The organism is Parabacteroides sp. KHUB-01 (genome assembly GCF_056640935.1).
The window spans coordinates 3,567,591-3,591,580 of record NZ_CM153256.1; the positions used below are offsets into that span (position 1 = coordinate 3,567,591).

Consider the following 23,990-nt stretch of genomic DNA (forward strand, 5'->3'; position numbering starts at 1 on the left):
GAAATAGAATATAATTATGGAAATAATCAGATATCCGTCGCAGGAAGAATGGGCTTCGATAGCAAAGCGTCCTACTCTGGATGTGACATCTCTTTTCGATACAGTTCGTTCAGTGTTGGATGATGTCCGGAATAATGGAGATGATGCAGTGCGACGTTATGAAGAGAAATTTGATAAAGTATTGCTTTCGGAACTCGTGGTTTCTGAATCGGAAAAGGAAGAAGCTTATGGCTTGGTTGATGAATCATTGAAAAATGCCATTTGCCTTGCTCATAAGAATATTGAAACATTTCATGCCTCACAACGATTTACAGGTCGTAAGATTGAGACAACTTCCGGAGTTACATGTTGGCAAAAGGCTGTTGCTATAGAAAAAGTGGGGCTTTATGTTCCCGGTGGAACTGCTCCATTATTTTCAACAGTTCTTATGCTTGCAGTTCCTGCCAAAATAGCCGGTTGCAAGGAAATAGTTTTATGTACTCCTCCGGGAAAAGACGGGAAAGTTAATCCTGCAATTCTCTATGCAGCAAAAGTTGCAGGCGTAAGTAAAGTTTGTAAAATTGGAGGAATACAGGCTATAGCAGCAATGGCTTACGGAACAGAATCTGTTCCAAAGGTGTATAAGATATTTGGTCCGGGAAACCAATATGTTACAGCTGCCAAACAACTTGTCAGTCTGAAAGATGTGGCAATCGATATGCCGGCAGGACCATCTGAAGTTGCTGTAATAGCAGATGCTTCTGCTAATCCGGAATTTATTGCAGCAGATTTCCTTTCACAGGCGGAGCATGGGAAAGACAGTCAGGCTATTCTAGTGACTGTTGATGAGGCGTTGATTCAGCCGGTATGTGATGCCATCAAATTACAGCTTTCTGTCCTTCCACGTGCAGAGATAACAGCTCAGGCTTTGACAAACAGCCGTATTATCCTGATGAAAGATAAGAATGAAGTGATGGATTTTATAAACTATTACGCTCCTGAGCATCTTATAATCCAAACAAAAGATTATGCGAAACTTGCTGAAAAGGTGGAAAATGCAGGAAGTGTTTTTATGGGACCATTCACACCGGAAAGCGCAGGTGATTATGCTTCTGGAACGAATCATACATTGCCGACAAATGGTTACGCTCATGCTTATAGCGGTGTCAATTTGGATAGTTTTATAAAGAAGATAACTTTCCAGGAAATAACAGCTGAAGGTATATCAAAATTGGGACCGACAATCCAGATTATGGCAGAGAACGAACAGTTAGAAGCTCACAGGAATGCAGTAACAGTTAGATTGAAAACATTATGAAAGGGAATGAATCATTTGATATAAATGCTCTTGTCAGACCAAATATAAGAGCGATGAAGCCTTATTCTTCAGCTCGTGATGAATTTCATGGCTCGGCTTCTGTGTTTTTGGATGCCAATGAGAATCCATATAATGTTCCATATAACCGTTATCCGGACCCGATGCAATGGGAGTTGAAAAGACGGATATCAGAAATCAAGGGCATTGATGTTTATAATATCTTTTTGGGAAACGGAAGTGATGAACCGATTGATTTGCTTATCCGCGCTTTCTGTGAGCCGGGAAAAGATAAAATAATCACTCCGGATCCGACTTACGGAATGTATCAGGTAGCTGCTGATATTAATAATGTGGAATGTGTGAAAGTTCCGTTAAAAGAAGACTTTTCTTTGGACGTTGAGCAGATAAAAAACAACATATCGGATGAGGTGAAACTTATTTATATGTGCTCGCCGAATAATCCGACAGGAAATAGTTTGAATAGGGACGATATTTGTGACATCATCAACTCATTCCATGGAATAGTGGTAATTGACGAAGCTTATATAGATTTTTCTTCACAACCTTCATTCTTGGGTGAGTTGAACAAATATCCTAATGTTGTTGTTCTGCAAACTCTATCAAAGGCTTGGGGCGCTGCTGCAATCAGATTGGGAATGGCTTTTGCTTCTCAGGATATAATATCTGTGCTCAATAAAATAAAATATCCTTACAATGTAAATCTTCTTACTCAGGAAAAAGCTTTGGAAATATTGGATGTGGAAAGAATGAAATCCCAGCGTGAGATGATTATACAGGAAAGAGAGCGTATGATCAAGAATCTGCAGTCAATACCTATTGTAAGAAAAATATATCCGACTGATGCCAACTTTGTGTTGGTAAAAGTTGATGATGCTAATATAACATATAACAAGCTGGTTGAAGATGGTATAATTGTCCGAAACAGAAATAAAGTTTCCTTGTGTAATGGCTGCTTGCGTATAACAATAGGAACTGAAACGGAGAATATGTTGTTGGTTTCGGCATTAAAGAGAATGTAACTATGAAGAAGAAAGCATTGTTTATCGACCGTGATGGAACGCTTGTTATTGAACCGCCGGTAGATTATCAGTTGGACAGCCTCGAAAAGCTGGAGTTCTATCCAAAGGTTATTCGTAATCTTTATTTTATCCGTGAACGATTGGATTTCGAGTTTGTTATGGTTACTAACCAGGATGGATTGGGAACAGATTCTTTTCCTGAAGAAACATTCTGGCCGGCTCATAACAAAATGCTCAAGACTTTCGAAGGTGAAGGCATAACATTTGATGACATACTAATTGACCGTTCATTCCCGGAAGAACATTCTCCAAACAGAAAACCGGGAACCGGAATGCTCAAGCAATATATGAATGGTGATTATGATTTGTCTGCCTCTTTTGTGATCGGAGACAGACTTACTGATATGCAATTGGCAGCAAATCTGGGAGCAAAAGGAATATGGCTTACTGACGATGATGAAGTTTCCAAATCTCTGTTGGCTCAGCATCCGGAAATTTCTCCTGTTCTTATTACTAAAGATTGGGACAGAGTGTCTGAATATCTTTTTGCAGGTGAAAGAACGGCAAAAGTTAAGAGAACAACAAAGGAAACAGATATTGACGTTTATGTAAACCTTGATGGTAAAGGCAAGACCGATATATCCACTGGCTTAGGTTTCTTTGACCATATGCTGGAGCAAATTGGCAAGCATTCAGGAATAGACCTTTCCATTAATGTAAAAGGCGATTTGAATGTGGACGAACATCATACAATTGAAGATACTGCTCTAGCTTTGGGCGAAGCTATATATAAAGCTTTGGGCGAGAAACGAGGAATTGAGCGATATGGATATTCTTTGCCGATGGACGACTGTTTGTGCAGTGTAGCTTTGGATTTCGGCGGTCGTCCATGGCTGGTTTGGGATGCTGAATTTAAACGTGAGAAAATCGGAGATATGCCGACTGAAATGTTTCTTCATTTCTTCAAGAGTTTTAGTGACTCTGCACGGATGAATCTTAACATCAAAGCTGAGGGACAGAATGAGCATCATAAGATTGAAGGAATCTTCAAGGCTTTAGCACGCTCTATAAAGATGGCGGTCAAACGTGATATATATAATTATCAGTTGCCTAGTACTAAAGGTGTAATATAATCTTTTATACCAATATGCAGTGTTTTTCGTCTATGTGGTTTTTTATTTCTATCTTTGTGTTTAGTATAGATTTATCTAAACATTAATATTCACTTATAATAGATAGATGAAAAAAATTATAATTGCAGCTGTGTCATTTATCATGATGTTTTCGGCTTGTGATAAAATGACTACTGAACTGGAAGGAAAATGGCAATTGAAGCAAATCGAATCTGAAGGTTCTTTTACACCGGTCGACACTGTTTGGTATAACTTTCAGACATCATTGTTTATGTATCAGATATATGACGCCTCAAAGGGAACTTACCCAAATATGTATGGTTTCAATTATTTTGAAAAAGAAGGAGAAGTTCGACTGGAGCTTAGTTATAACGAAGATTTCCTGAAACGAACTGACTGGACTTCAAATATCAGAACATTCAAGATTGAGAAAGTTTCCGGAAAGGAACTTATATTGAGCAGCGACGGTAAAAAATATTATTTTGACAAATTCTGATAACAGAATATTTTATTGTGTTTAATCAAACTGATTGTCCGATGGAAAGATTCAATTATTCTATCGGACAATCTATCCCATAAATTTTTTATACTATTATGTATTGGCAAAAAGACATCGAAACAATGAGTAGGGAGCAATTGTCGGAATTGCAACTGAAAAGATTAAAAGAAACAGTCAAGCATGCAATTAACTCTCCTTTTTATAAAGAAGTTTTTGAGCGTGAAGGACTGACTCCAGATGATATACAGACATTGGACGATTTAAAGAAAATACCTTTTACAACTAAAGATGATTTACGTAGTCACTATCCATACGGAATGGCTGCTATTCCTTTACAGAAATGTGTGAGAATACATTCTTCCAGTGGAACAACAGGCAATCCTACCGTAGTGCTTCATTCTGCTAAAGATTTGGATGAATGGGCAAATCAGGTGGCACGTTGTATGTATATGGTTGGAATACGCGATACTGATATTTTCCAGAACACTTCAGGATATGGAATGTTTACCGGTGGTTTAGGTTTCCAGTATGGAGCTGAGAAACTTGGAGCGCTTACAGTGCCTGCTGCTGCTGGAAACTCAAAACGACAGATTAAGTTTATTACTGATTTCGGTACAACTTGCCTACATATAATACCAAGCTATGCAACACGTCTGGCTGAGGTTATGCAGGAAATGGGTATTGACCCGCGCAAAGACACAAAGCTTCGTGTTGTTTGTATTGGTGCAGAGCCTCATTCTGAGGAGCAGCGTCGTCGTATCGAACAGCTTTTAGGTGTCAAGGCATATAATTGTTTTGGAATGTCGGAGATGAATGGTCCTGGTGTAGCCTTTGAATGTCAGGAGCAGAACGGACTTCATATTTGGGAAGATAATGTAATTGTTGAGATTGTTGACCCAGTAACTTTGGAACCGGTTCCAGAAGGAGAAGTTGGAGAATTGGTGCTGACAACCATCAACCGTGAGGCAATGCCTTTGCTCAGATACAGAACAAGAGACCTTACTTGTATTTTACCTGGCGATTGCCCTTGTGGACGTACTCATAAACGACTTGCTCGATTCAAAGGAAGAAGTGACGATATGATTATTCTTAAGGGTGTAAATCTGTTCCCGATTCAGATTGAAAAGATTCTTATGCAATTCAAGGAATTGGGTAGCAATTACCTGATTTCAATTGAAACGGTAGAGAATAACGACGAAATGTTGATAGAAGTTGAACTCAGTGATTTGTTTACTGACGATTATTCTGCTCTTCAGCGCTTGACTAAAGAAGTTACACGCCAGTTGAAGGATGAACTTTTACTTACTCCAAAGCTTAAACTCGTAGGAAAAGGCACTTTGCCTGTTCAGGACGGAAAGGCTGTTCGAGTTAAGGATTTGAGAAAATTATGCTGATAATTATTCACCAATTAAATAGTATTAAGTATGACAGTAAACCAAATATCCATTTTCCTGGAAAATAAATACGGGAAATTGTGCGAAATTCTAGAGCTACTTTCTGCAGCCAATATTCGAATAATAGCGGCAACTGTCGCTGATACTTCAGAATATGGAATATTGCGTATTATTGTAAGTGATCCGGAACGTGCCTACGAAGTGCTGAAGAATAACAATGTCAGTGCAAATCTTACAGACGTTTTGGCTATTGCAACTGATTCAAATGCAAGCAGCTTTGCACAAACTTTATCATATTTCACAAAAGCAGGTGTCAGCATCGAGTATATGTATTGTTTCTCATTGAATGGAAAGTCAATTCTTATTCTTAGAACAAACAACAGAAATGCAGCCCGCGAAGTTATCCGCCGTCAGAATATTGAATATATTCATGAAGCTGATTTGCTGAATATGTAATTCTTTAATAAATATAATATAGAAGATATATGCAGTTGATAGATACGGAGCTTCTTGATTCAGTTACCAGCAAGGCAAAGGAATCGCCTCGTTTGAGAATGAATCATAATTTCCATGAATCACTGGATGCAAAAGCCCAGCGATTGTTGAATGCTATGGAACCGGGAACAATTCTCCCAATCCATCGTCATCAAGAAACCGCAGAAACATACATTCTACTTCGAGGAAAAGTAAAAGTTATTTTCTATAATGAACAGAAAGAAGTAACAGAAGCAGCGGTTCTTGATCCTAAAACAGGAAATTATGGTATTCATATCCCGAAAGGTCAGTGGCATACATTGGAAGTTTTAGAAAGTGGTTCTATGATTTTCGAGGTGAAAGACGGGCCATATAAACCGTTTGCCCCTGAAGATGTGCTTCAATAAAATATTGGAGAATCTAAGGATTTTTTCCAAATGAATATTGTATCAAAAAAGGTCGGCAGCTTTTTTCAAAAACACTACTATATTTTCTGAAAAAGTTGCCGACCTTTTTTTACAAACATCGCAGTCTTAATTTTGTAATGTCTATTTTTATTGTCTTCTGCAGGGTATTTTTACTTTTGTAAGCTTCACATCATTTATATATCTGTGATTATTAGATAAATCCTGTGATTTTAGAAAATCTTTTAACATCCCATAATTTGCCATTCTGTCTTAAGATTTTGAATATGATATATTGATATACATGGCTATTTTATATATAGCTGTAATCAAATAATCGGTTAAATCAAGTTAAATCCGGAGAAAAATATATGTTTTACAACATAGATATTAAAAATCTTATATATCTTTGCATCGTATTTAAGGCAGAAAAGATAAGTTTAGGTTAATTATTAATTTATTTCCCTGGTGAGGGAAATCCCCTTTGCCTGGGAATTCTAAAACAGAAAAATTATGTTAGTGGAAAATGAAAAGGATATGCGAACATTGGCAATGTTGCGCTATCAGGCAGAACGTTATCAAGCTATGGGAAAAGGTTCTATGTGCCAGTTGTTGAACGCCGAAATCCGTCGTTTGACAAGACAACAGCTTAATTCAGTAAAGAACTGATTAGCTGTTGATTTTTAGATTATTAAATTGAAGATGTATTAGAAAAGAAGTAATATCTCTTACCACCGTTAAACGGTATGGTGAGAGATGATGATGGAGGGACTTTCAGCGAGGTTTTACGCGGAAGGTCTTTTTTGCTTTTATATGTTACCAAAACATTACTAATAATATATCTGTTATTAATTACAGAATAGAATTTTTGAAAACTATATATATTATGAATAAACTTTTGATGTTGCTAGTAATAGGACTTAGCGCTTGTACAGCAAATAATAACAAAGAAGAGAGTGTGAAAGCTTGCAAAACTGAAATCAGTAATTTATCAGACAGTGTATCAATTCGTAAGGCTTATGATGGTTTTACGTGGGCAACTTTATCAGGTGCAGGAATAAAGCTCAGAGCACAATCCAATCAGGAAATAAGGCTTATGATTGATCCTTCAATACCCGGAGTAGTTATGGTAAGAAACGGTGATACTAGTCCGCGAATGCTTATCCAGATTTTTGACTTACCAAATAACGATATTAATGATGTAATAAATTCTTTATCTAAATCAGAAAATTGGGATGAAAGTCAGACTTGTAAATTCAAAGAAGTTAAATCAGGAAGAAAAGGTGTGAAAAGATTCGTATTAGTTCCTGATGGAAACTATGCTTTGGAAATTGACAATCAGATGAAAACGGAACCAGTTCCAGCAACTTGCAACGACTGGGGCGTTGGAAATAGCGGAATGAGATATTTTGAGATTTACGATAACAAACCTGATAAAGCTGTTTTTATGGAAATAGGTCAGGATGCACCATTGTTTGATGAGAATAGTATTGAATTGACAGAGCTTTCTCATGACGATATCTCAAGTAAATCAAAAGACATTCTGTATAATATGAGTGGTATTGTTTGTATTGGCCACGAAGTGCGCTCCTTTAAGCCAGATGGTTCAAATGAAGAATATTGGCTTATAGACAAAACAGGAGAACTAAGTCAGAAATACGATAGTTTGACAGGTGGAGTGAAAAACGGAAAACCGGTGCGCGCAATGTTGAAATTGGAATATAACGGAGTTTGGGATGACGGTTTTGCTGCCGAATATCCAGGTGTATATTTTGTAAGAGAAATAGTTGAACTCGGAGAAAGTAAGTAATATTTAATTTTGGTAGTTTAATCTGTAAATCGTATACAATCCTATATATTTATTTGAAATACTTTTGCTTGAAATGGATTAGATGAAAATAGAAATTCTTGCCTGTTGATTCTTTCCAGTACGTCTTATCATTAAATAGTAAAAGTATGAATTGGAAATTGCTGCTTCTTCCTGCATTGTTTATTGCAGAAATGGCTTATCCGTCAGTAAAAGGTGGAACAATAGAAAACAATGTTTCAATAAATAATAAATTTATGGGAGAAAAATCGAATTATACTCTTGACTGGGATAAAACATTCCCGAAGAGTGACAAGGTGACGCATTCTAAAATAAGTTTCCATAATCGTTATGGTATAACTCTTGTAGCGGATTTGTATATTCCAAAGGATTCTGAAAATAGTAAATTGCCTGCAATAGCAGTAAGTGGACCTTTTGGAGCGGTAAAAGAACAGTCTTCAGGATTATACGCGCAGACATTGGCTGAACGTGGTTTTATCACTATTGCGTTTGATCCGTCTTATACAGGAGAAAGCGGAGGTGAGCCGAGGTATGTCGCTTCTCCGGATATAAATACTGAGGATTTCTGCGCAGCTGTTGACTATCTTTCTACAAGAGATGATGTGGACAGTGACCGTATCGGAATTCTTGGAATTTGCGGTTGGGGAGGAATGGCTCTTAATGCAGCAGCAATTGATACACGAATAAAGGCTACAGTTGCTGTAACGATGTATGATATGAGCCGCGTCAACGCAAATGGCTATTTTGATTCGATGGATGCTGATGCTCGTTATGAATTGCGACGTCAGCTTAATGAACAACGAACTGAAGACTATCGTAACGGAACATATTCACTTGCCGGCGGACTTCCGGATTCATTACCCGAAGATGCTCCTCAGTTTGTAAAAGACTATTTCGGTTATTACAAAACAGAAAGAGGATACCATAAACGCTCGCTCAATTCAAACAATGGTTGGAACAAAACATCTTCGTTATCGTTTATCAATATGCCTTTACTTTCTTATAGCAGCGAAATCCGCAATGCTGTTCTTATGATTCATGGCGAAAAAGCTCATTCTCGTTATTTCAGTGAGGATGCTTTTAAGAAACTTAAAGGTGACAATAAAGAGTTGATGATTATTCCTGGAGCTAATCATGTTGATTTATACGACAATCTTAAAGTCATTCCTTTTGATAAGATAGAACATTTCTTTAATGAATATTTAAAGTAAGAAGTGTTAAAAAAATGGGTCCGAACCTACGTTGTCGTGGGGTCGGACCTATTTTGATTTTATTACGGCCCCAATTGCCGATAGGTTCGGACTATTTTGGGACGTAATTTTTGTATGCCTAATATGTTAAATATCAGTTATTATAATTCTCTGTCGGGATATAACTCATTCCACCATTCCGGCTGTCCTTTAAGCCATTTGGCAAACCAAGCGAAGATTGTATTTTGCCATTTCACACGTTTGCTGTAGTCAAGGATATGATGGTCCTGCCCGTCAACTTCAACAAGCTCAACTTCCTTGCCAAGTATTTTCAGAGCTGCAAACATTTGGATACTTTCTCCAACAGGAACATTTGTATCTACATTTCCATGAAGGAGCAGGAGAGGTGTATTAATCTTATGGGCGTTAAACAGCGGACTGTGCTCTGTAAAGAACTCCGGATTGTTCCAAGGATAAGTTCCAGCATTGGCAACAGCACAATATCCGTAGCCCCAATATCCTTCGCCCCAGTAACTGCTCAAAGCACTGATTCCGGCATGACTGATTGCAGCGGCAAAAATATCTGTTTTGGTTTGCAGATATTGAGTCATAAAACCACCATAACTTGCGCCGATACATCCAATCTTTGTTTTGTCAACGAATGGATGCTCTTTGCAGAACAATTCTGTTCCGCGTATAATCTCGTCGGCAGTTTTTGTTCCCCAGGCATTTACGTGTCTTGCTGAAAATTCCTGTCCATATCCGGTTGTACCGCTAGGATTCAGAATATATACTACATATCCTTGTGCTGCATACATATGAGTTGCATAACGTCCTTCCATTGAGCGGTCGGTAGGCGATGTTCCTCCATAATAATTCACAATAAGAGGATACTTTTTGTTCGGGTCGAAATTTGGTGGCAGATAAAATCTTCCCTGGATAGTTGTTCCGTCGGCAGATTTAAAATTCCAGTCCTTAACTTCTCCAAGAACTACATCTTTCAGCTTAGCAGATGAAAGGTCGTCTATCATTGTAGCTTTGTCGCTCTTGATATCATAAGCATACAGGCGATTTGCATTTGACGCACTCTGTCCGTAAGTCAACATCACAGATGCATTTTCAGCCAATGCATAATGCGAAACTACATCTTCAGGAATGTTAAGACGAGTGATTTCTCCTGTTTGAGGATTACATCTGAAAATACGCACATAATCTTCATCTTCTGCCTGAAGATAAATTTGTCCGTCAGCCTTGCTCCATACTGCATTGCTTACGCTAGGGTTGAAGTCTTTAGTAAGCGGACGTGCTTCTTTTGTTGATAGATTATATATGAAAAGCTGGCCGTCATATCTGTTGGACATTTGTCCTTTCTTAATGTTAAGACCGATTTTTCCGAAACTTTCCCCCGAGCCGAAAACAAGAAGTTCTTTTCCATCCGGTGAGAATACGGCATGATTTAGATATTCTGCATCTTTCCAGATAGTCTCTGTCTTCATCGTTTGCAAATCAAGACAGAACAATGAACTGCGAGAGAATGGCAGCGAAGTGTAAATTCTATCTGATGTGCCGAAGAGCAAATATCTTCCGTCACTGCTTATATCATTAATGCCTGTTGTGTGATTACCGAATGTAAGTCTCTGATACAGTCCGGTTTTTATGTCATATTTCCAAATGAAATATCTGTTTCTGAAACCAGGTATTCTGTCGGCTGGTTCAAGAACTCGGATTATTTCCTTATCTTCTTTCGGACCTTCTTCTTTCACCATATAGAACAGTGACTTTTCGTCCGGTGAAACACTGAAAGAACCTTCAGGAATACCGCAAGCCATAACACGTTCTTCTCCGTTTGCCGGATTTACGCATACAAGTTCGCGGCCGTAAATGCCATTACGTGTGATATAATAAAGGTTGCTTTTCGGCATCCATTGTGCATAGGCAAGTTCTTTGCTCTGCAGAATCACTTTTCCGCTGATATCTCTTAATTGTCCGTATGAATCACTTTTCCCGCTTTCATATCTGTTGGTATATGAAATCAGAGCATATTTTCCGTCGGCAGAAAGACTTGCTCCGGAAACATCTTTGCCGTACATTACATCAGACAGTTCATATCTCTTTTCTTTGTCAGTTGTTGCGACAACGACAGCTTCCGAGTCTGTTTTGTAAGTAACTTTTATTTCCGGTTTCTCAACATCTTTTGATGCTATATATTTAATCACAACTTCATATCTTCTCGGCTCAAGATTCAGCTCTGATTCTGTTTTTACAAGTTCCCCGTTAATGAAAACCTGAAAACTTCCATTTCCCGAAACTTCAAGTTTGCCTTTTGTGTATCGGTCACTGTTGAGATAGAATGAAAGCAAATGTAAAGCATAATCTGTTTCCGGAGTGCTGAATATAAACTTTCCGTCATTTCCGGCTTCTGAAATCTTTGAAGACTTAAGAGCTTGCTCAAAAGGAATGGAAGTTTTAAGCATTTCTTCAGCATTCAACTTTTTCCCTTGAACATTAAGACTGTCCGTCATAATCGGCGAAGCGATACTTATCGGACCGGCATGTATGAACTTCTTCACTTCCACATTCTCCGCATACAACGAGCTGCATAGAAGAAGCGACGCTAATAGATAATGTTTTTTCATGATTCAATTTATTACTTATCAGAAAACAAAAATATCAATAAATACAATTTTGACAATAAGCAAATAAGTAAAATCTATAACATAAAATAATAATTCCTTAGGAATACGATTAATAAAATTAGTGTATTTTTGCGCCCGATTTTTAGCAAGACAAAAATTATAAGGAATATGGCAACTTATAGAGAAATGACATCAGGAGCAGCTTTGCCCATTATTTTTGCTTTTACATTGCCTCTTTTGTTAGGCAATTTGCTACAGCAGACTTATTCTATGATTGATGCTGCGATAGTCGGACAATATTTGGGAATAAATGCCTTGGCGTCGGTTGGAGCAAGCACTTCCGTAATTTTCCTTATTATTGGTTTTTGTAATGGCTGTTGCTGTGGTTTTGCTATTCCCGTTGCTCAGAAATTTGGAGCAAGAGATTATGTTACGATGAGGCGTCTGGTGAATGTCAGTCTCCGCCTGGCAATGCTTATGTCTGTTCTGATAGCAGCTATTACGAGTTATTTCTGTTATGATATTCTGCATCTGATGCAGACACCGGAAAATATATTCCATGACGCATATCTATATTTGTTGGTCACATTCATAGGAATACCTTGTACATTCTATTATAATTTACTTTCAGGAATAATTAGAGCTTTGGGCGATAGCAAAACTCCTTTCTATTTCCTTTTGTTCTCCACTGTGCTTAATATAATCCTTGATTTATTCTGCATACTTGTTCTTGGCTGGGGCGTTTTAGGTGCAGGTGTTGCAACTGTTGTTTCTCAGGGAATATCAGCAGTTTTGTGCTATATTTATATGATGCGGCGTTTCACAATCCTTCAGAGTTTTGCCGAAGAAAAAGTATTCGACAAAGGATTGGCTAATACATTGTTGGGAATTGGTATACCGATGGGACTTCAGTTTTCAATTACAGCCATTGGCAGCATAATGTTGCAAAGTGCAAACAATGCTTTGGGCACAGCTTGTGTGGCTGCATTCACCACTGCGATGCGCATAAAAACATTCTTTATCTGCCCTTTTGAGAGTCTGGGAATTGCGATGGCAACTTTTAGCGGTCAGAATTATGGCGCAGGAAAACCGGAGCGAGTTTGGTTGGGAATAAAGGCAAGTATGCTTATGATGCTGATATATGCAGCTTCAATGTTCTGCGTGCTTATGTTGGGTTCGGGAAAACTGGCGCTGCTCTTTGTGGATGCTTCTGAAACTGAAATAATAAAAGATACAGTTCAGTTCCTTCATATATCTTGCACATTTTTCCCTGTGTTGGGTTTGCTTTGTATATTTAGATATACAATCCAAGGTGTAGGATTCACCAAATTGGCAATGCTTTCCGGAGTTTCCGAGATGATAGCCCGAACTTTGGTCAGCTTATATGCAGTTCCGGTGTTTGGATATCTTGCAGTTTGCTATGGCGACCCGACAGCTTGGATTGCAGCAGATATGTTTCTTATACCTGCATTCTATTTTGTATATAAACGAATCAAATGCACCACTCGCAGTAATCTTTAAAGCTGAATTTCTCGAAATTCGGGATTACTTTATACGCTTTGTCCTTCAATGTTTCAGCAGGATTTGTTGTGGAAAGAGCAATGACTCTGGCTCCGGCAGCAGTTCCTGCCTGTATTCCGGCGAATGAATCTTCGAAAACAATGCAATCTTCAGCTTTTACGTTCAGTTTTGAAGCCGCAAGCAAATAGCAAGAAGGGTCGGGTTTGCCATGCTCTATTAAATCAGAAGTTACAACAACGTCAAACAAATCTTCAATTCCAAGTTCGCGGAATGCACGGTTCACTTTCTCACGATCGGAACTTGTAACCAAAGCTGTTTTCACTCCGTTTTCTTTCAGAGACTTTACGAAACTGATGGAACCAGGCATTTCCGGCAATTCCATTTTGCTTTCATATTCTGTCGATTCCTTTATTACCATTTGCCTGAATTCTTCTGTTCTGTTACCAAAATATTTCTTCAGAATGTTAGGTAGAGTAGTTCCTTTTATAACTGCTGCAAAATCAGGAATTCCTGTTCCGTATCTTTCTCCAGCTTCATTCCAGAAAATGTCATAAAGAGGTTCGGTGTCAACTATTACTCCGTCAAAATCAAAAAGTGCACACTTTGTCATTGTTCTTGTTTTATAATTATAAAGTTTGTTAGTCTTTTAAATTCCAAGAAGCCATCCGACTGACAACTCCTTGGAAATATCTTGTAAAATCGAATGCAAATGTATGATAAAAATTATGAACCTTGAATTATATCTCTCAATTTTTCAGCTACTAACTGATAGCCTTTGTCCGTGAAATGAATATAATCTTTGCTGTAAAATGCGTCATCAATCTTTCCGTCCTTATCAAGGAACCACTGGCTAGGATTTATATATTCCACACCGTCAACAGGTGTTTCGCCTAATATTGAATGTATTTTGTCGCATTTCTTCCTCACTTCGCTGTCCTTTTCTTTTCCAGAAGGAAACAATCCCAAAAGAATTATGCGAGAGTCCGGGAATTGGCTGACAGCCTCTTTACTTACGGCAATGATTCCTTCGGCTGTGTCTTCGGCTGAGTTCTGTCCGGATACAAGATTGTTTATGCCAATAGCAATCACAACAACCTTTGGCTGGCATCTGTTATAGTTGCAATGTCTTATTCTCCAAAGCAAATTCTGAGTTCTGTCGCCGGATATTCCTGCAGTTTCCCAGCGGTTTTCTCCAAACATCTTATCCATTGCAGCTTTCCCAGGTTTATATGTGACAGCCTTGCGATTTCCGCCCCAACCTTGAGTTATGGAATTTCCGAGCAGAAGCAAATCAAGTTTTCTGTTCTCCAGACTGTTTTCAATATCCTGTGATACGGAATGCCATTCCGAATCTTCTGCCCATCCGGCTGCAGAACGGAATTCATTTCCAGGAACAGCTATAGTGCAGTAATTGATATACATATTCATCGAGTTGAGAATGAAATCAACAATAGGTTCCGGATTGCTGAGCGAATGTGGGTGATGTCCTACGTTTGGTTTGTGAATCACCAGAATATCTTTCCCATATTTCTTCATTTCATCAACAAAAATCTCTGTGTTTTCATCAACCGGAACAGTCTCGTCAATATCGCCCACAACGTGAATGATTGGGATATTATGCTTTGCCATTATCGATGCGTGGTTCAAAGGGTTCTTTTCCCATTTAATAGCCTCGTCCGTATTGCTGAATCCGTAAGCTCCCATCATCAGCTTTGTGTCTGCTGCCGAACCTTCTGATTTTCCTTTTCCCATAGGCCAGCTTTTGATGTCCATCACCGGAGCATCAGCATATATGCATGCCACTTTCTCAGGATTGCGGGCTGCCCAATTATACACAATTAATCCTCCTCGGCTCATTCCTTCAAGAACAACCTTTTTGTTGAATCCTAATTTGGTCATATATTTATAAAAGGAATTCCACCGTTTAACAGCTTTGTCCGAGCCATACAAATCAGCCACGTCACAATATGCTATGTGAAAACCTTTCTCCAGCAAATCAATATCGGTCTGCGGCTCGTGTCCCCAGAATCTTGCACGCAAAACCCACGGTTTTCCTTTTGCCTCATTCTTCGGTACAACAATTTTGCAGTTAATGCCGTCAACTGTGAAATCATAACCTTGGTGACCATGGAAATTGAAAGGCTTTCCATCGATGTTTGTATCTGCCTTTTGATTTGAATTTATTGACAGCAGATAGCTGCTTATCTTTTTAGCCATTATTCCTGCACCGATTGACGAAGGATGCAATTTGTCCGGAAGAAGAGCTTCGTCCCATTTGTCGCCAAAAATATTGAAAAGATTGATGATGTCCAGCTTGTTTTCCCATGCCACATCTTCAACCATCTGCCTGATATCTTTCGAGATAAGTTCCGCTTTTATATTACTCTCCGGAGCGAGAAAACATCTTACCGGAGTCAATATTATTATTCTTGGCTTAGATGGAAGATTGCGATATGATTCAATAAGAGAATTATAGTTTTCCTTGAAATTATCTTTGAACTTCCAGTTTTGAGGTTTTGAATCGTTTGTTCCTAGTTTAATAAGAACAATATCCGGATTGAATGACTTTGATTCTTTGTATTCTTTAGTTGTGATATAAGGATAATCACCTTTGGACAGAAGAGTTGTTGCCGAAACTCCGAAATTCTTCACTTCATATCCTTCACCTAAATAATACTGTAATTGTGCCGGATAGCTGTTTTTGTCTCTGTTTGCGATTCCTGCTCCATAGGTGATACTGTTACCGACGCAGGCAACTCTTATGGTTTTACCTTGTGAAAAGAATGTCGGTAGAAAAAGAACGATTAAAAATAATTTTAAGACAGTCTGCTTCATAATATTGATTTTTTTTAGTTTCGCATATTGCTCAACTTAAAAGTTGACAAGGTTTCAGATGCAAGTTGACAAGAATAAATACGTTCATTAAAAAGTAATTATCAAGAAACTCTTGTCAACTTGTTTTCTTGTTAACTTATTAACTGAAAGTTAAGCATACGAAACTTGATATTAAGTTTAACATAGCAAATATATAATATTGTTTGTTTATATATTCCGTTTTATTCTTCTAAAAATAAGCCGAAAACTTTATAGATAGTGATTTATTCTTAAAACTAAGACTTAGTTTACAAAAACTTAGTTTTAGTTTTTATAAACTAGGTTTTAGATTGTAAAAACTAAGCTTTAGTTTTAAGATTAAATAAGCAATATGTAATGTTATAATTAGACCTTTTTCAAAAGGTTTAATGACACTGTGAAATAAAAATGAAATTTAAGATTTACTTTTTGATGTTCTTAAAAAACAAGAAATACTGCGTGCAAAGCAGGAAATAATGCCGTAAATATTGTTTTCATTTATATATTAGCCACCACAAAAGAGGAGGAAAGAGTATGAAAAGAGGAATAATTATATCATTGATTTTTGTTTTGACAACTTGTTTTCAGGCGTTTTCGCAGATTTGGGTACATTTTGAGTGGGGAAAACATGACTGTCGGGAATGTGCATGGATGTGCAGTTCCTTGCATTTGTCGCCTAGGGCACAAATAGAGTATCAGAAGATTATCCATAAATATGGAAAGAAAATAGAAAAAGAGGCTCTGAGGGATTATTATTACTGGGACCGCTCTGCTGAGAGAATATATAAATACAGAATGCAGCGCGACAGAGAATTGCAGAGATTGATGAGTCCTGCCCAGTTCAGACAGTTCATAAGACTTGCACGAACAAGACCAATACGCATACATGACTACAGAGGCTGGTATATGAATCCTCATCATCCGGATTGGCATCCTTCATATGATTGCTACAGATGGGAAGATTCATATTGGGATTGCCGTTGGGATTATGTGGATGGTCATTGGCATTCTCACTTTGATATTAATCTGTGGCAGCCGCCGCATAATGTTCCGCGTCCTCAGCCGCGTCCGGAAGTCCGTCCGCCGCATAATGCCCATAAGCCAGGCAAGCCATTGCCTCCTGCAAACAGACCGAAGGATAAGAATCATTACAGCAGCAGAGATGACAGGAATCCGGGCCGTACGCAAGTAGGAAGCCATTCTGCCGGAGGAAGAACGGAAACTACAGTCAACGGACGTTCAAGTTATAGCAGCAGTAGTAAAAGAAATGACAAAGTGAAAACTGAAGCTCCTGCTAAGAGAAGTTCTAACAATAAGGAAAATAAGGGAGGACGTTCGTCAAGGTAGTTTAAATATTGTTTTTTTGTAGTATCTTTGTATTGAAATAACTGAGGTTTCGCAAAATTGACAATGTTTTTTAAAAACAGAGTTCATAGAGTTACAGAGGTTTTTTAGTTGACAAGTTGACAAGACTTCAGGTAAAAAAGATATTTCTACTTGACTTCTTAACTTCTTTAAAGCTTAACTTTAGGATTTTAAACGAATAAAAAGATAACATCAATCTTTAATAGACAGATGAAGGAAAACGAAATGATTTTTGGCATTCGTGCCGTTATTGAAGCAATACAGGCAGGGAAGGAAGTGGATAAAATCCTTGTCAAGCGCGAATTGCAAGGAGAATTGGTAAAGGAACTGTTTGAAGTTTTGAAAGGAACAGAGATTCCTGTTCAGAGAGTTCCTCAGGAAAGACTGGACCGTTATACACGTAAGAACCATCAAGGAGTAATAGCTTTCGTATCTGCTGTTACATATCAGAAACTGGAAGATATCATACCTTTCGTGTATGAACAGGGAAAGGATCCGTTCATTGTCCTTTTAGATGGTGTTACTGATGTCCGTAATTTCGGCGCCATTGCCAGAACTTGTGAGTGTGCCGGTGTGGATGCTATTGTTATTCCGGCTAAGGGAAGCGTAACTGTGAATGCTGATGCAGTAAAAACTTCGGCAGGAGCATTGCATGTTTTACCTGTTTGTAAGGAAAGAAGCATCAATCAGGCAATCCGTTTCTTGCAGCAGAGCGGAGTTAAAGTTTATGCTGCGAGCGAGAAGGCTGCGGAAAATTATACCAACATCAAATATGATGGTCCTGTTGCCATTGTTATGGGTGCGGAAGATACGGGAGTGTCGATGGACAATCTTCGCATATGCGATGCGATGGTTAAGATTCCTCAGTTTGGAACAATCGGTTCGCTTAATGTTTCGGTAGCTTCGTCAATTCTTGTTTACGAAGTGGTTCGCCAGAGAATGTTGAATAGTTAATAGAAAGGAAAGAAATACGGTTGGTTGGAATATTTTTCCCGGCCAACCGGTTTATTTATAGAAAACTCAAATTATATAAATCTTATGAAAAAGATAATTGCTACTAAAAATGCTCCTGCAGCTATCGGCCCTTATAATCAGGCTGTAAAAGTTGGTAATATGTTGTTCGCTTCAGGACAGTTAGGATTGAATCCTGAAACAGGAGATTTTGCTGAAGGCGGAATCAAAGAACAGACAGAACAGGCATTCCGTAACGTAAAAGCTATTTTGGCTGAAGCTGGAATGACAATTGACAATGTGGTTAAGACAACAGTATTCTTGGCTGATATGGCTGATTTCGCTGCTATGAACGAAGTTTATGCTTCACAGTTCAACGGTGATTTCCCTGCACGTTCAGCAGTTGCAGTGAAAACTTTGCCAAAGAATGGTTTGGTGGAAGTTGAAGTTATTGCTGTAAATGATTAATGATTTACATTTACTTTCAGATAAAATTCCTTGCCAGTCTTGTATCTAAAGTTGGTAGTTATAAGGGAATTTAAACAAACAATCAGCCAATCAATTACATTCAGATGTATTGGTTGGCTGATTTTCTTGCCTCATCTCGGACTGAATACCATTATTCAAAATCTTCAAGGATTGAATGTAGGCGTTTTAAGTCAGCATTACTTTTCTTAATAGTGCTCAATCCGATTTCTTTTTCAATGTAAGAATACAGTTCATAAATAGCTGGATTTATCTTTTGTTGTAAATCCACTCCAAGTTCCGTAAGATAAACACAATTGTTTCTTCGGTCGACTTTACTCTCTTCACGTCTCACGAAACCGCGTTTTTCCATATTGGTCATCAGACTAGTCAGGCTTGCTTTGTCTTTTGCGGTTCTTTCTGCCAAAGTTTGTTGGCTGATACCTTGTTCTTGCCATAGGCAGCTTAATATTTGAAACATTTCAAAAGTAATGCCTGTATTGTGTTTTTTCAGAACACGTTGCATGGCTTTCTTAAAAGCCATCCTTGTGTGTATTATTTGCAACACACATTCTCTTGCTTCTTTTCCGTTTTGCATAATGTATGATATTCATTTTTCTTTACCCTAATGCAAAGATATGTTTATTTAGAATAAAAATAAAGAATATGATGTTTTTATGGTATATAAAGTAATATTATTAAACTAAATATATGGGTATTTGATGCATTTATAAGGCGTTTACTGTATAAATACAAAAATAGTGATTTATCGTGAATTCCATAATTATTGTTACGTTAGTTTTTCCTTTCTTTTCTTTATTATGCCTTTGATATTCCTATCTTTGTAAACAAAGCTTCTTTGTAAATTATAATTCCAAAAAAAGCCTACCATTAACGAAACAAACATTTTACAAACAATGAAAAGGTTATCAAAAAAGCCTGATAAAGTTTCTTGTACCCAAGCATTAGCTGTAATAGTTTCAGTAAGAAGATAGGTTCCATAGGTATTTAGGAAAATACTTCCTATCCATACCAATGTGTATTTGATGAAAACGAATTCCATACGGCATCCGCCATCCTTGAAAGTCCATTTATAGTTGATTATACAGTTGACAATACCACCACAAATTGCACCGCTGAAAGTAGCTACAACATAATATACACTAAAGATATTTGCTAATATAATTGTTGTGCTAAAATCAACCAAACTTGAAATTTGTGAAGCAAATTGAGCTTTCATAAAGGTTATCAAACCTCTTTTTGTCCATTTTATTTTATCGGTCATTAAGCAACTGTTATAAAATCAAACTTAAAAAAGACATAACAATAGTCTGTCATCATCACAAAAACTTTTTCCGGATAATATTACTTCTTAAAATATTAGAAAGTATTATTTGGTAAAAGCTAAAGCTTATATCCTTATAAATGAAATTTCTTTCTTGTTATACTCAAGAAGGTTTTTCATTGTTTTTGTATTCCTCAAAAATAAAGAGTTGAGAATTGGGATTAACTATCTCAATTTACAACTCCTTAATTATATATTTATTTTTTATAAGTCTCTCTAATTATTTAAATACAAAATAATCATAGTAAGACGGTACAAATATAGACAAAATTTATTTTCTACAGACTGTTATCAATTAAATATATCTTAAACATTGAATTTTTGTCATTTTAGAACCAATTTGAAAAATTGGCAATATTTATCAAATCAGATTATAGATATTAAAGAAACAGACGTTCCATTGTCATCATTTTGTCTTCTGTTTCGTTCCATTCATCCTCCAGTGAAGATGACGGTAATAATCCGCCTCCGGCATAGAATGTGAATTTGTCTGGACTTATATTCATACAGCGGAGATTCACATATAAATCACTCTGTCCGCCCGGTTTTAGCATACCGATAAATCCGGAATAATAACTTCTGTCATATCCTTCTTCCTTAAGAATAAATTCATAAGCAGTTTCTTTAGGAAGACCACAAACAGCAGGAGTGGGGTGAAGTACTTTAAGAACTTTACCTATTATATTCTCATCGTAAAGATTAAATATGAATTCCGTTTTAAGATGAGATAATTCACCGGCTTTGACAGGAAACGGACCTTTGCTTTCCGTAAGAATGTTTAACGATAATAACTTCTGTCTGATATATGTTGCAACTAAGGCTTGTTCCCGAATGTTTTTTTCATCCCATGTTTCTGGAAGTTTTCCATCTTTAAGCCTTTGTGTACCGGCAAGAGCAACTGTCTGCCATTTGTTTTTACTTCCGGCAAGTAATATTTCAGGAGTGCTACCCATCCAAATACCAGTTTGCGGAGTATAACAAATGTATACATATGAATATATGTATCTTTTTATGGCTCTAAGAAAAGCTGTTGTAATAGAAACATTTCCTCGCCTTTGTACTGTTTTTTTTCTGGACAAGACTAGTTTCTCTTGTTTATTTGAAACAAGCTCTTGCAGGAAATTGTTGAATTTCAACTTATAATCTGATATGTCTTTCTCTTCTGATACAAAAGAATAACCGGAAGGATTGCTATGCAAATCACAATTGTCAGAAATTTCTTCTATTTCTATGTAACCAGTGTCTTCAGGAGAAATTAATACAATCGGGTGGGCATCAGAAATATTGAACGGAGCGATGACAAAACCGCTCCGTCCATTTAAAGATTCTATATCGTAAAGTAAAGAAGATGATTCTTTTGTTTGTATTGCGTAATGAATACATGTTTCACCGGGAATTCTCCACAGAGCAAAAGACTTCTTTTGATTAATAAGACTATCAATCTTTGTGTTTAAATTTGTTTTAGTCATTTCTTCTTTAAAATGCTGTTTACTACACGAACTGATGAAACCAGTTTGTCTGTTGAAGTATATATGTTCACATCCCAAACATGAGAAGAGCGACCTTTATGTATAATAGAACCAACAGCTCTTACTGTATCTCCTTCATGAGCTGAAGACATATGGTTTCCGCTTACTTGCATACCGACAACCATTTCGTCAGGATTTGCTATTAACATTGAACCTAAGCCAGCAACGGTTTCTGCGAGTGCCAGAGTTGCTCCACCATGCAAAATACCGAATGGTTGTCTTGTTCTCTCGTCAACAGGCATTGTCGCTTCAACTCTGTTATCTGATACATAAGTATATTGTATACCAAGGTTTCCCATAAGAGCATGTTTGCCTCTGGCATTAAGTTGTTCCAAAGGTATTTCAGTAGGTTTGATGCTCGTTAGTAAAGCCTTTTCTATAGCAGCAGCAACACCATTCTCTTCGTTGCTTAGTGTGATAAAATCAGCACAGGCTTTTACAGAATCTCGTGCATTGCCCATTGCTATACTTGTTCCTGCAAGTTGTAGCATACTGACATCAGCAACTCCGTCACCTATAGCAACAACCTCATCAGTTGATAGTTTTAATTCTTGAATCAATAGAGCCAAGGTGTTTCCTTTGTCAACTGTAGGTGGAACAACTTCAAGAAAATAATCTTCAGAGCGGAAAACATCAGCCATACCGGCAAGACGCTTTTTCCAGTGATTCTCCAATGATACAAGTTCTTCAGTATTGTCGCTGGTTAATACACATTTTGAAGGACGGAATTCTATATTCGCAAAATCATTTATTTTGACAACTTCAAGATTATTAATCTTTGCTTCACTTATGATGTGCTCATTATCTGCTTGTTCGGTAAACAACTTGTTACCTTTGTAAGTGAAGATTGCAAAATCATTTCTTTTCGCCTTTTTATCCAAATATGCCAATAAATCATTTTCGAGCCTTTTCTCGAAAATAACATCTCCTGTTTGCATATTTATGATTTGCGCACCGTTATATGAAATCACGTAACCGCCGTAGTGATTAAGCTCCAATTTATTGGCAATTGGTAAGATGCCGCTTGTTGGTCTTCCCGAAGCCAATACAATTTGTATTCCCATCTGCTGAGCTTTGCGCACAGCTGCAATATTATGGGGAGAAACTTCTTTTGCTTCATTCAAAAGAGTTCCGTCAACATCAAGAACTAATAACTTATACTTCATAACCTGTCAATTTTCGATTATCTACAAATATAAGAAACACTTTTGACAAAGTCGAATATTTAAGTTCATAAGTTTTGGCGTTTATCCTTTTTTCAATAGAGCATTGACAAAATGAGCAACACCGTCTTCGTCGTTTGTATGTTCTGTTATAATATCTGCTTCCGCTTTAACAGCTTCTTGCGCATTAGCCATAGCTACACCAAGTCCTGCAAATTTAATCATTGTCAAGTCATTGAACCCATCTCCAATAGCAATAGTATTTTCTTGCTTAATTCCTATTTTATTTATTAGATTAGATATAGAAGCCGCTTTGTCAATTCCTTTAGGAACAAGTTCTAAAAAAAATGCTTCGGAACGGAATATGTTTATTTTGTCACCGATTTCTTCTTTTAGTTTTTCTGCAAGTGGAATTAGTAATTCCGGTTCAGCAACAGCCAGACATTTGTCTGCTGGCAATTCTAAATCTCTAAGGAAATTGTCTGTTTCCTGCAATTCCATTTTATTAAGGAATGATTCATATTGGACATATTTATCATTAATGTTTTCTGTAATAATTTTAGGTCCGTTATATGATAATATGGAAACAGCAGCTTCTTTAGTTCTGTTGTATAATATCGGTAGAACTTCATTTGGAAGAGCTTGCTCAAACATAATAGTGTTAGTACCATATTCTATTACTCTTCCTCCATTAAAGGCCAGAATATAACCATGATATTTTTGCATTTCCAACTCTTCTGCTAAAGGGATTATACCATAAGTTGGTCTGCCTGATGCCAACGCAATACGTAAACCTTTTCTCTGTGCATTAAGCAGAACTTCTTTAGTAAATGGAGTTATTTCTTTTTTACTATTTGTCAGAGTTCCGTCAAGATCTAAAATTAAGAGCTTTGAATTCATATT

General features: G+C 37.3%; 22 protein-coding genes. 14 read left to right on the plus strand and 8 right to left on the minus strand.

Translation table 11 applies throughout. The features are described from left to right. The first annotated feature begins 16 nt into the window (after positions 1 to 16). From hisD to ACYIAR_RS15135, 10 genes are all read left to right on the plus strand, one after another. A complete protein-coding gene (gene hisD, locus ACYIAR_RS15090) occupies positions 17 to 1,297 on the plus strand; it encodes a histidinol dehydrogenase (RefSeq protein ID WP_480330787.1) in 1,281 nt (426 codons plus the stop codon). After that, the gene (gene hisC / locus ACYIAR_RS15095) at positions 1,294 to 2,337 is read left to right on the plus strand and encodes a histidinol-phosphate transaminase (RefSeq protein ID WP_480330789.1); all 1,044 of its coding nucleotides are present in this window, start codon (positions 1,294 to 1,296) and stop codon (positions 2,335 to 2,337) included. The genes hisD and hisC overlap by 4 nt, the downstream gene beginning before the upstream one ends. Before the next feature lie 2 nt (positions 2,338 to 2,339). Beyond that, positions 2,340 to 3,470 carry a bifunctional histidinol-phosphatase/imidazoleglycerol-phosphate dehydratase HisB gene (gene hisB / locus ACYIAR_RS15100; protein WP_480330791.1) on the plus strand — a complete coding sequence of 377 codons (1,131 nt, stop codon included), beginning with the start codon at positions 2,340 to 2,342 and terminating at the stop codon, positions 3,468 to 3,470. A 106-nt stretch (positions 3,471 to 3,576) separates the two neighbouring features. Further along, positions 3,577 to 3,966 carry a lipocalin-like domain-containing protein gene (locus ACYIAR_RS15105; protein ID WP_480330793.1) on the plus strand — a complete coding sequence of 130 codons (390 nt, stop codon included), beginning with the start codon at positions 3,577 to 3,579 and terminating at the stop codon, positions 3,964 to 3,966. 98 nt (positions 3,967 to 4,064) lie between these two features. Next, positions 4,065 to 5,363 (plus strand): phenylacetate--CoA ligase family protein, encoded by a 1,299-nt coding sequence (locus tag ACYIAR_RS15110; RefSeq protein WP_480330795.1) that lies wholly within the window; start codon positions 4,065 to 4,067, stop codon positions 5,361 to 5,363. Positions 5,364 to 5,393: 30 nt separating this feature from the next. Continuing rightward, positions 5,394 to 5,819 (plus strand): acetolactate synthase, encoded by a 426-nt coding sequence (locus tag ACYIAR_RS15115; RefSeq protein ID WP_480330797.1) that lies wholly within the window; start codon positions 5,394 to 5,396, stop codon positions 5,817 to 5,819. Positions 5,820 to 5,848: 29 nt separating this feature from the next. Then, complete coding sequence (locus tag ACYIAR_RS15120) at positions 5,849 to 6,244, plus strand: WbuC family cupin fold metalloprotein (protein ID WP_480330799.1); 396 nt, start codon at positions 5,849 to 5,851, stop codon at positions 6,242 to 6,244. Positions 6,245 to 6,754: 510 nt separating this feature from the next. Continuing rightward, on the plus strand, positions 6,755 to 6,910 hold the full coding sequence (locus ACYIAR_RS15125) for a hypothetical protein (RefSeq protein WP_480330801.1): 156 nt from the start codon (positions 6,755 to 6,757) through the stop codon (positions 6,908 to 6,910). 217 nt (positions 6,911 to 7,127) lie between these two features. After that, positions 7,128 to 8,051 (plus strand): hypothetical protein, encoded by a 924-nt coding sequence (locus ACYIAR_RS15130; protein WP_480330803.1) that lies wholly within the window; start codon positions 7,128 to 7,130, stop codon positions 8,049 to 8,051. A gap of 254 nt (positions 8,052 to 8,305) precedes the next feature. Beyond that, positions 8,306 to 9,280 (plus strand): alpha/beta hydrolase, encoded by a 975-nt coding sequence (locus tag ACYIAR_RS15135; RefSeq protein WP_480333677.1) that lies wholly within the window; start codon positions 8,306 to 8,308, stop codon positions 9,278 to 9,280. Between the two features lie 140 nt (positions 9,281 to 9,420). Here ACYIAR_RS15135 and ACYIAR_RS15140 read toward each other — a convergent pair whose 3' ends face one another. Beyond that, a complete protein-coding gene (locus ACYIAR_RS15140; RefSeq protein ID WP_480330805.1) occupies positions 9,421 to 11,895 on the minus strand; it encodes a S9 family peptidase in 2,475 nt (824 codons plus the stop codon). 168 nt (positions 11,896 to 12,063) lie between these two features. Between ACYIAR_RS15140 and ACYIAR_RS15145 the strand changes: the two genes are divergently transcribed. After that, complete coding sequence (locus tag ACYIAR_RS15145; protein ID WP_480330806.1) at positions 12,064 to 13,416, plus strand: MATE family efflux transporter; 1,353 nt, start codon at positions 12,064 to 12,066, stop codon at positions 13,414 to 13,416. Here ACYIAR_RS15145 and ACYIAR_RS15150 read toward each other — a convergent pair. Beyond that, on the minus strand, positions 13,388 to 14,026 hold the full coding sequence (locus ACYIAR_RS15150; protein WP_480330808.1) for an HAD family hydrolase: 639 nt from the start codon (positions 14,024 to 14,026) through the stop codon (positions 13,388 to 13,390). The two genes, ACYIAR_RS15145 and ACYIAR_RS15150, sit on opposite strands and share 29 nt — an antisense overlap. Positions 14,027 to 14,139: 113 nt before the next feature. Then, on the minus strand, positions 14,140 to 16,251 hold the full coding sequence (locus tag ACYIAR_RS15155) for a GDSL-type esterase/lipase family protein (RefSeq protein WP_480330810.1): 2,112 nt from the start codon (positions 16,249 to 16,251) through the stop codon (positions 14,140 to 14,142). A gap of 552 nt (positions 16,252 to 16,803) precedes the next feature. Here ACYIAR_RS15155 and ACYIAR_RS15160 point away from each other — a divergent pair. From ACYIAR_RS15160 to ACYIAR_RS15170, 3 genes are all read left to right on the plus strand, one after another. After that, a complete protein-coding gene (locus ACYIAR_RS15160; RefSeq protein WP_480330812.1) occupies positions 16,804 to 17,616 on the plus strand; it encodes a hypothetical protein in 813 nt (270 codons plus the stop codon). 228 nt (positions 17,617 to 17,844) lie between these two features. Then, entirely contained in the window at positions 17,845 to 18,588 is a 744-nt protein-coding gene (gene rlmB / locus ACYIAR_RS15165) for a 23S rRNA (guanosine(2251)-2'-O)-methyltransferase RlmB (protein ID WP_480330814.1), read from the plus strand. Between the two features lie 84 nt (positions 18,589 to 18,672). After that, entirely contained in the window at positions 18,673 to 19,053 is a 381-nt protein-coding gene (locus ACYIAR_RS15170; protein ID WP_480330816.1) for a RidA family protein, read from the plus strand. A gap of 151 nt (positions 19,054 to 19,204) precedes the next feature. Here the strand turns inward: ACYIAR_RS15170 and ACYIAR_RS15175 are convergent, their stop codons facing one another. The 5 genes from ACYIAR_RS15175 to ACYIAR_RS15195 form a co-directional block, all read right to left on the minus strand. Continuing rightward, positions 19,205 to 19,648, minus strand: coding sequence for a MarR family winged helix-turn-helix transcriptional regulator (locus ACYIAR_RS15175; protein WP_480330818.1), 444 nt, complete (start codon positions 19,646 to 19,648; stop codon positions 19,205 to 19,207). 192 nt (positions 19,649 to 19,840) lie between these two features. Next, the gene (locus ACYIAR_RS15180; protein WP_480330820.1) at positions 19,841 to 20,335 is read right to left on the minus strand and encodes a GtrA family protein; all 495 of its coding nucleotides are present in this window, start codon (positions 20,333 to 20,335) and stop codon (positions 19,841 to 19,843) included. Positions 20,336 to 20,775: 440 nt separating this feature from the next. Beyond that, positions 20,776 to 21,864, minus strand: a complete 1,089-nt coding sequence (locus ACYIAR_RS15185) for an isochorismate synthase (RefSeq protein WP_480330822.1) — start codon at positions 21,862 to 21,864, stop codon at positions 20,776 to 20,778. Further along, positions 21,861 to 23,090 (minus strand): Cof-type HAD-IIB family hydrolase, encoded by a 1,230-nt coding sequence (locus ACYIAR_RS15190; RefSeq protein ID WP_480330824.1) that lies wholly within the window; start codon positions 23,088 to 23,090, stop codon positions 21,861 to 21,863. The genes ACYIAR_RS15185 and ACYIAR_RS15190 overlap by 4 nt, the downstream gene beginning before the upstream one ends. Positions 23,091 to 23,171: 81 nt before the next feature. Beyond that, positions 23,172 to 23,987, minus strand: a complete 816-nt coding sequence (locus ACYIAR_RS15195; protein WP_480330826.1) for a Cof-type HAD-IIB family hydrolase — start codon at positions 23,985 to 23,987, stop codon at positions 23,172 to 23,174. Positions 23,988 to 23,990 lie beyond the last annotated feature (3 nt).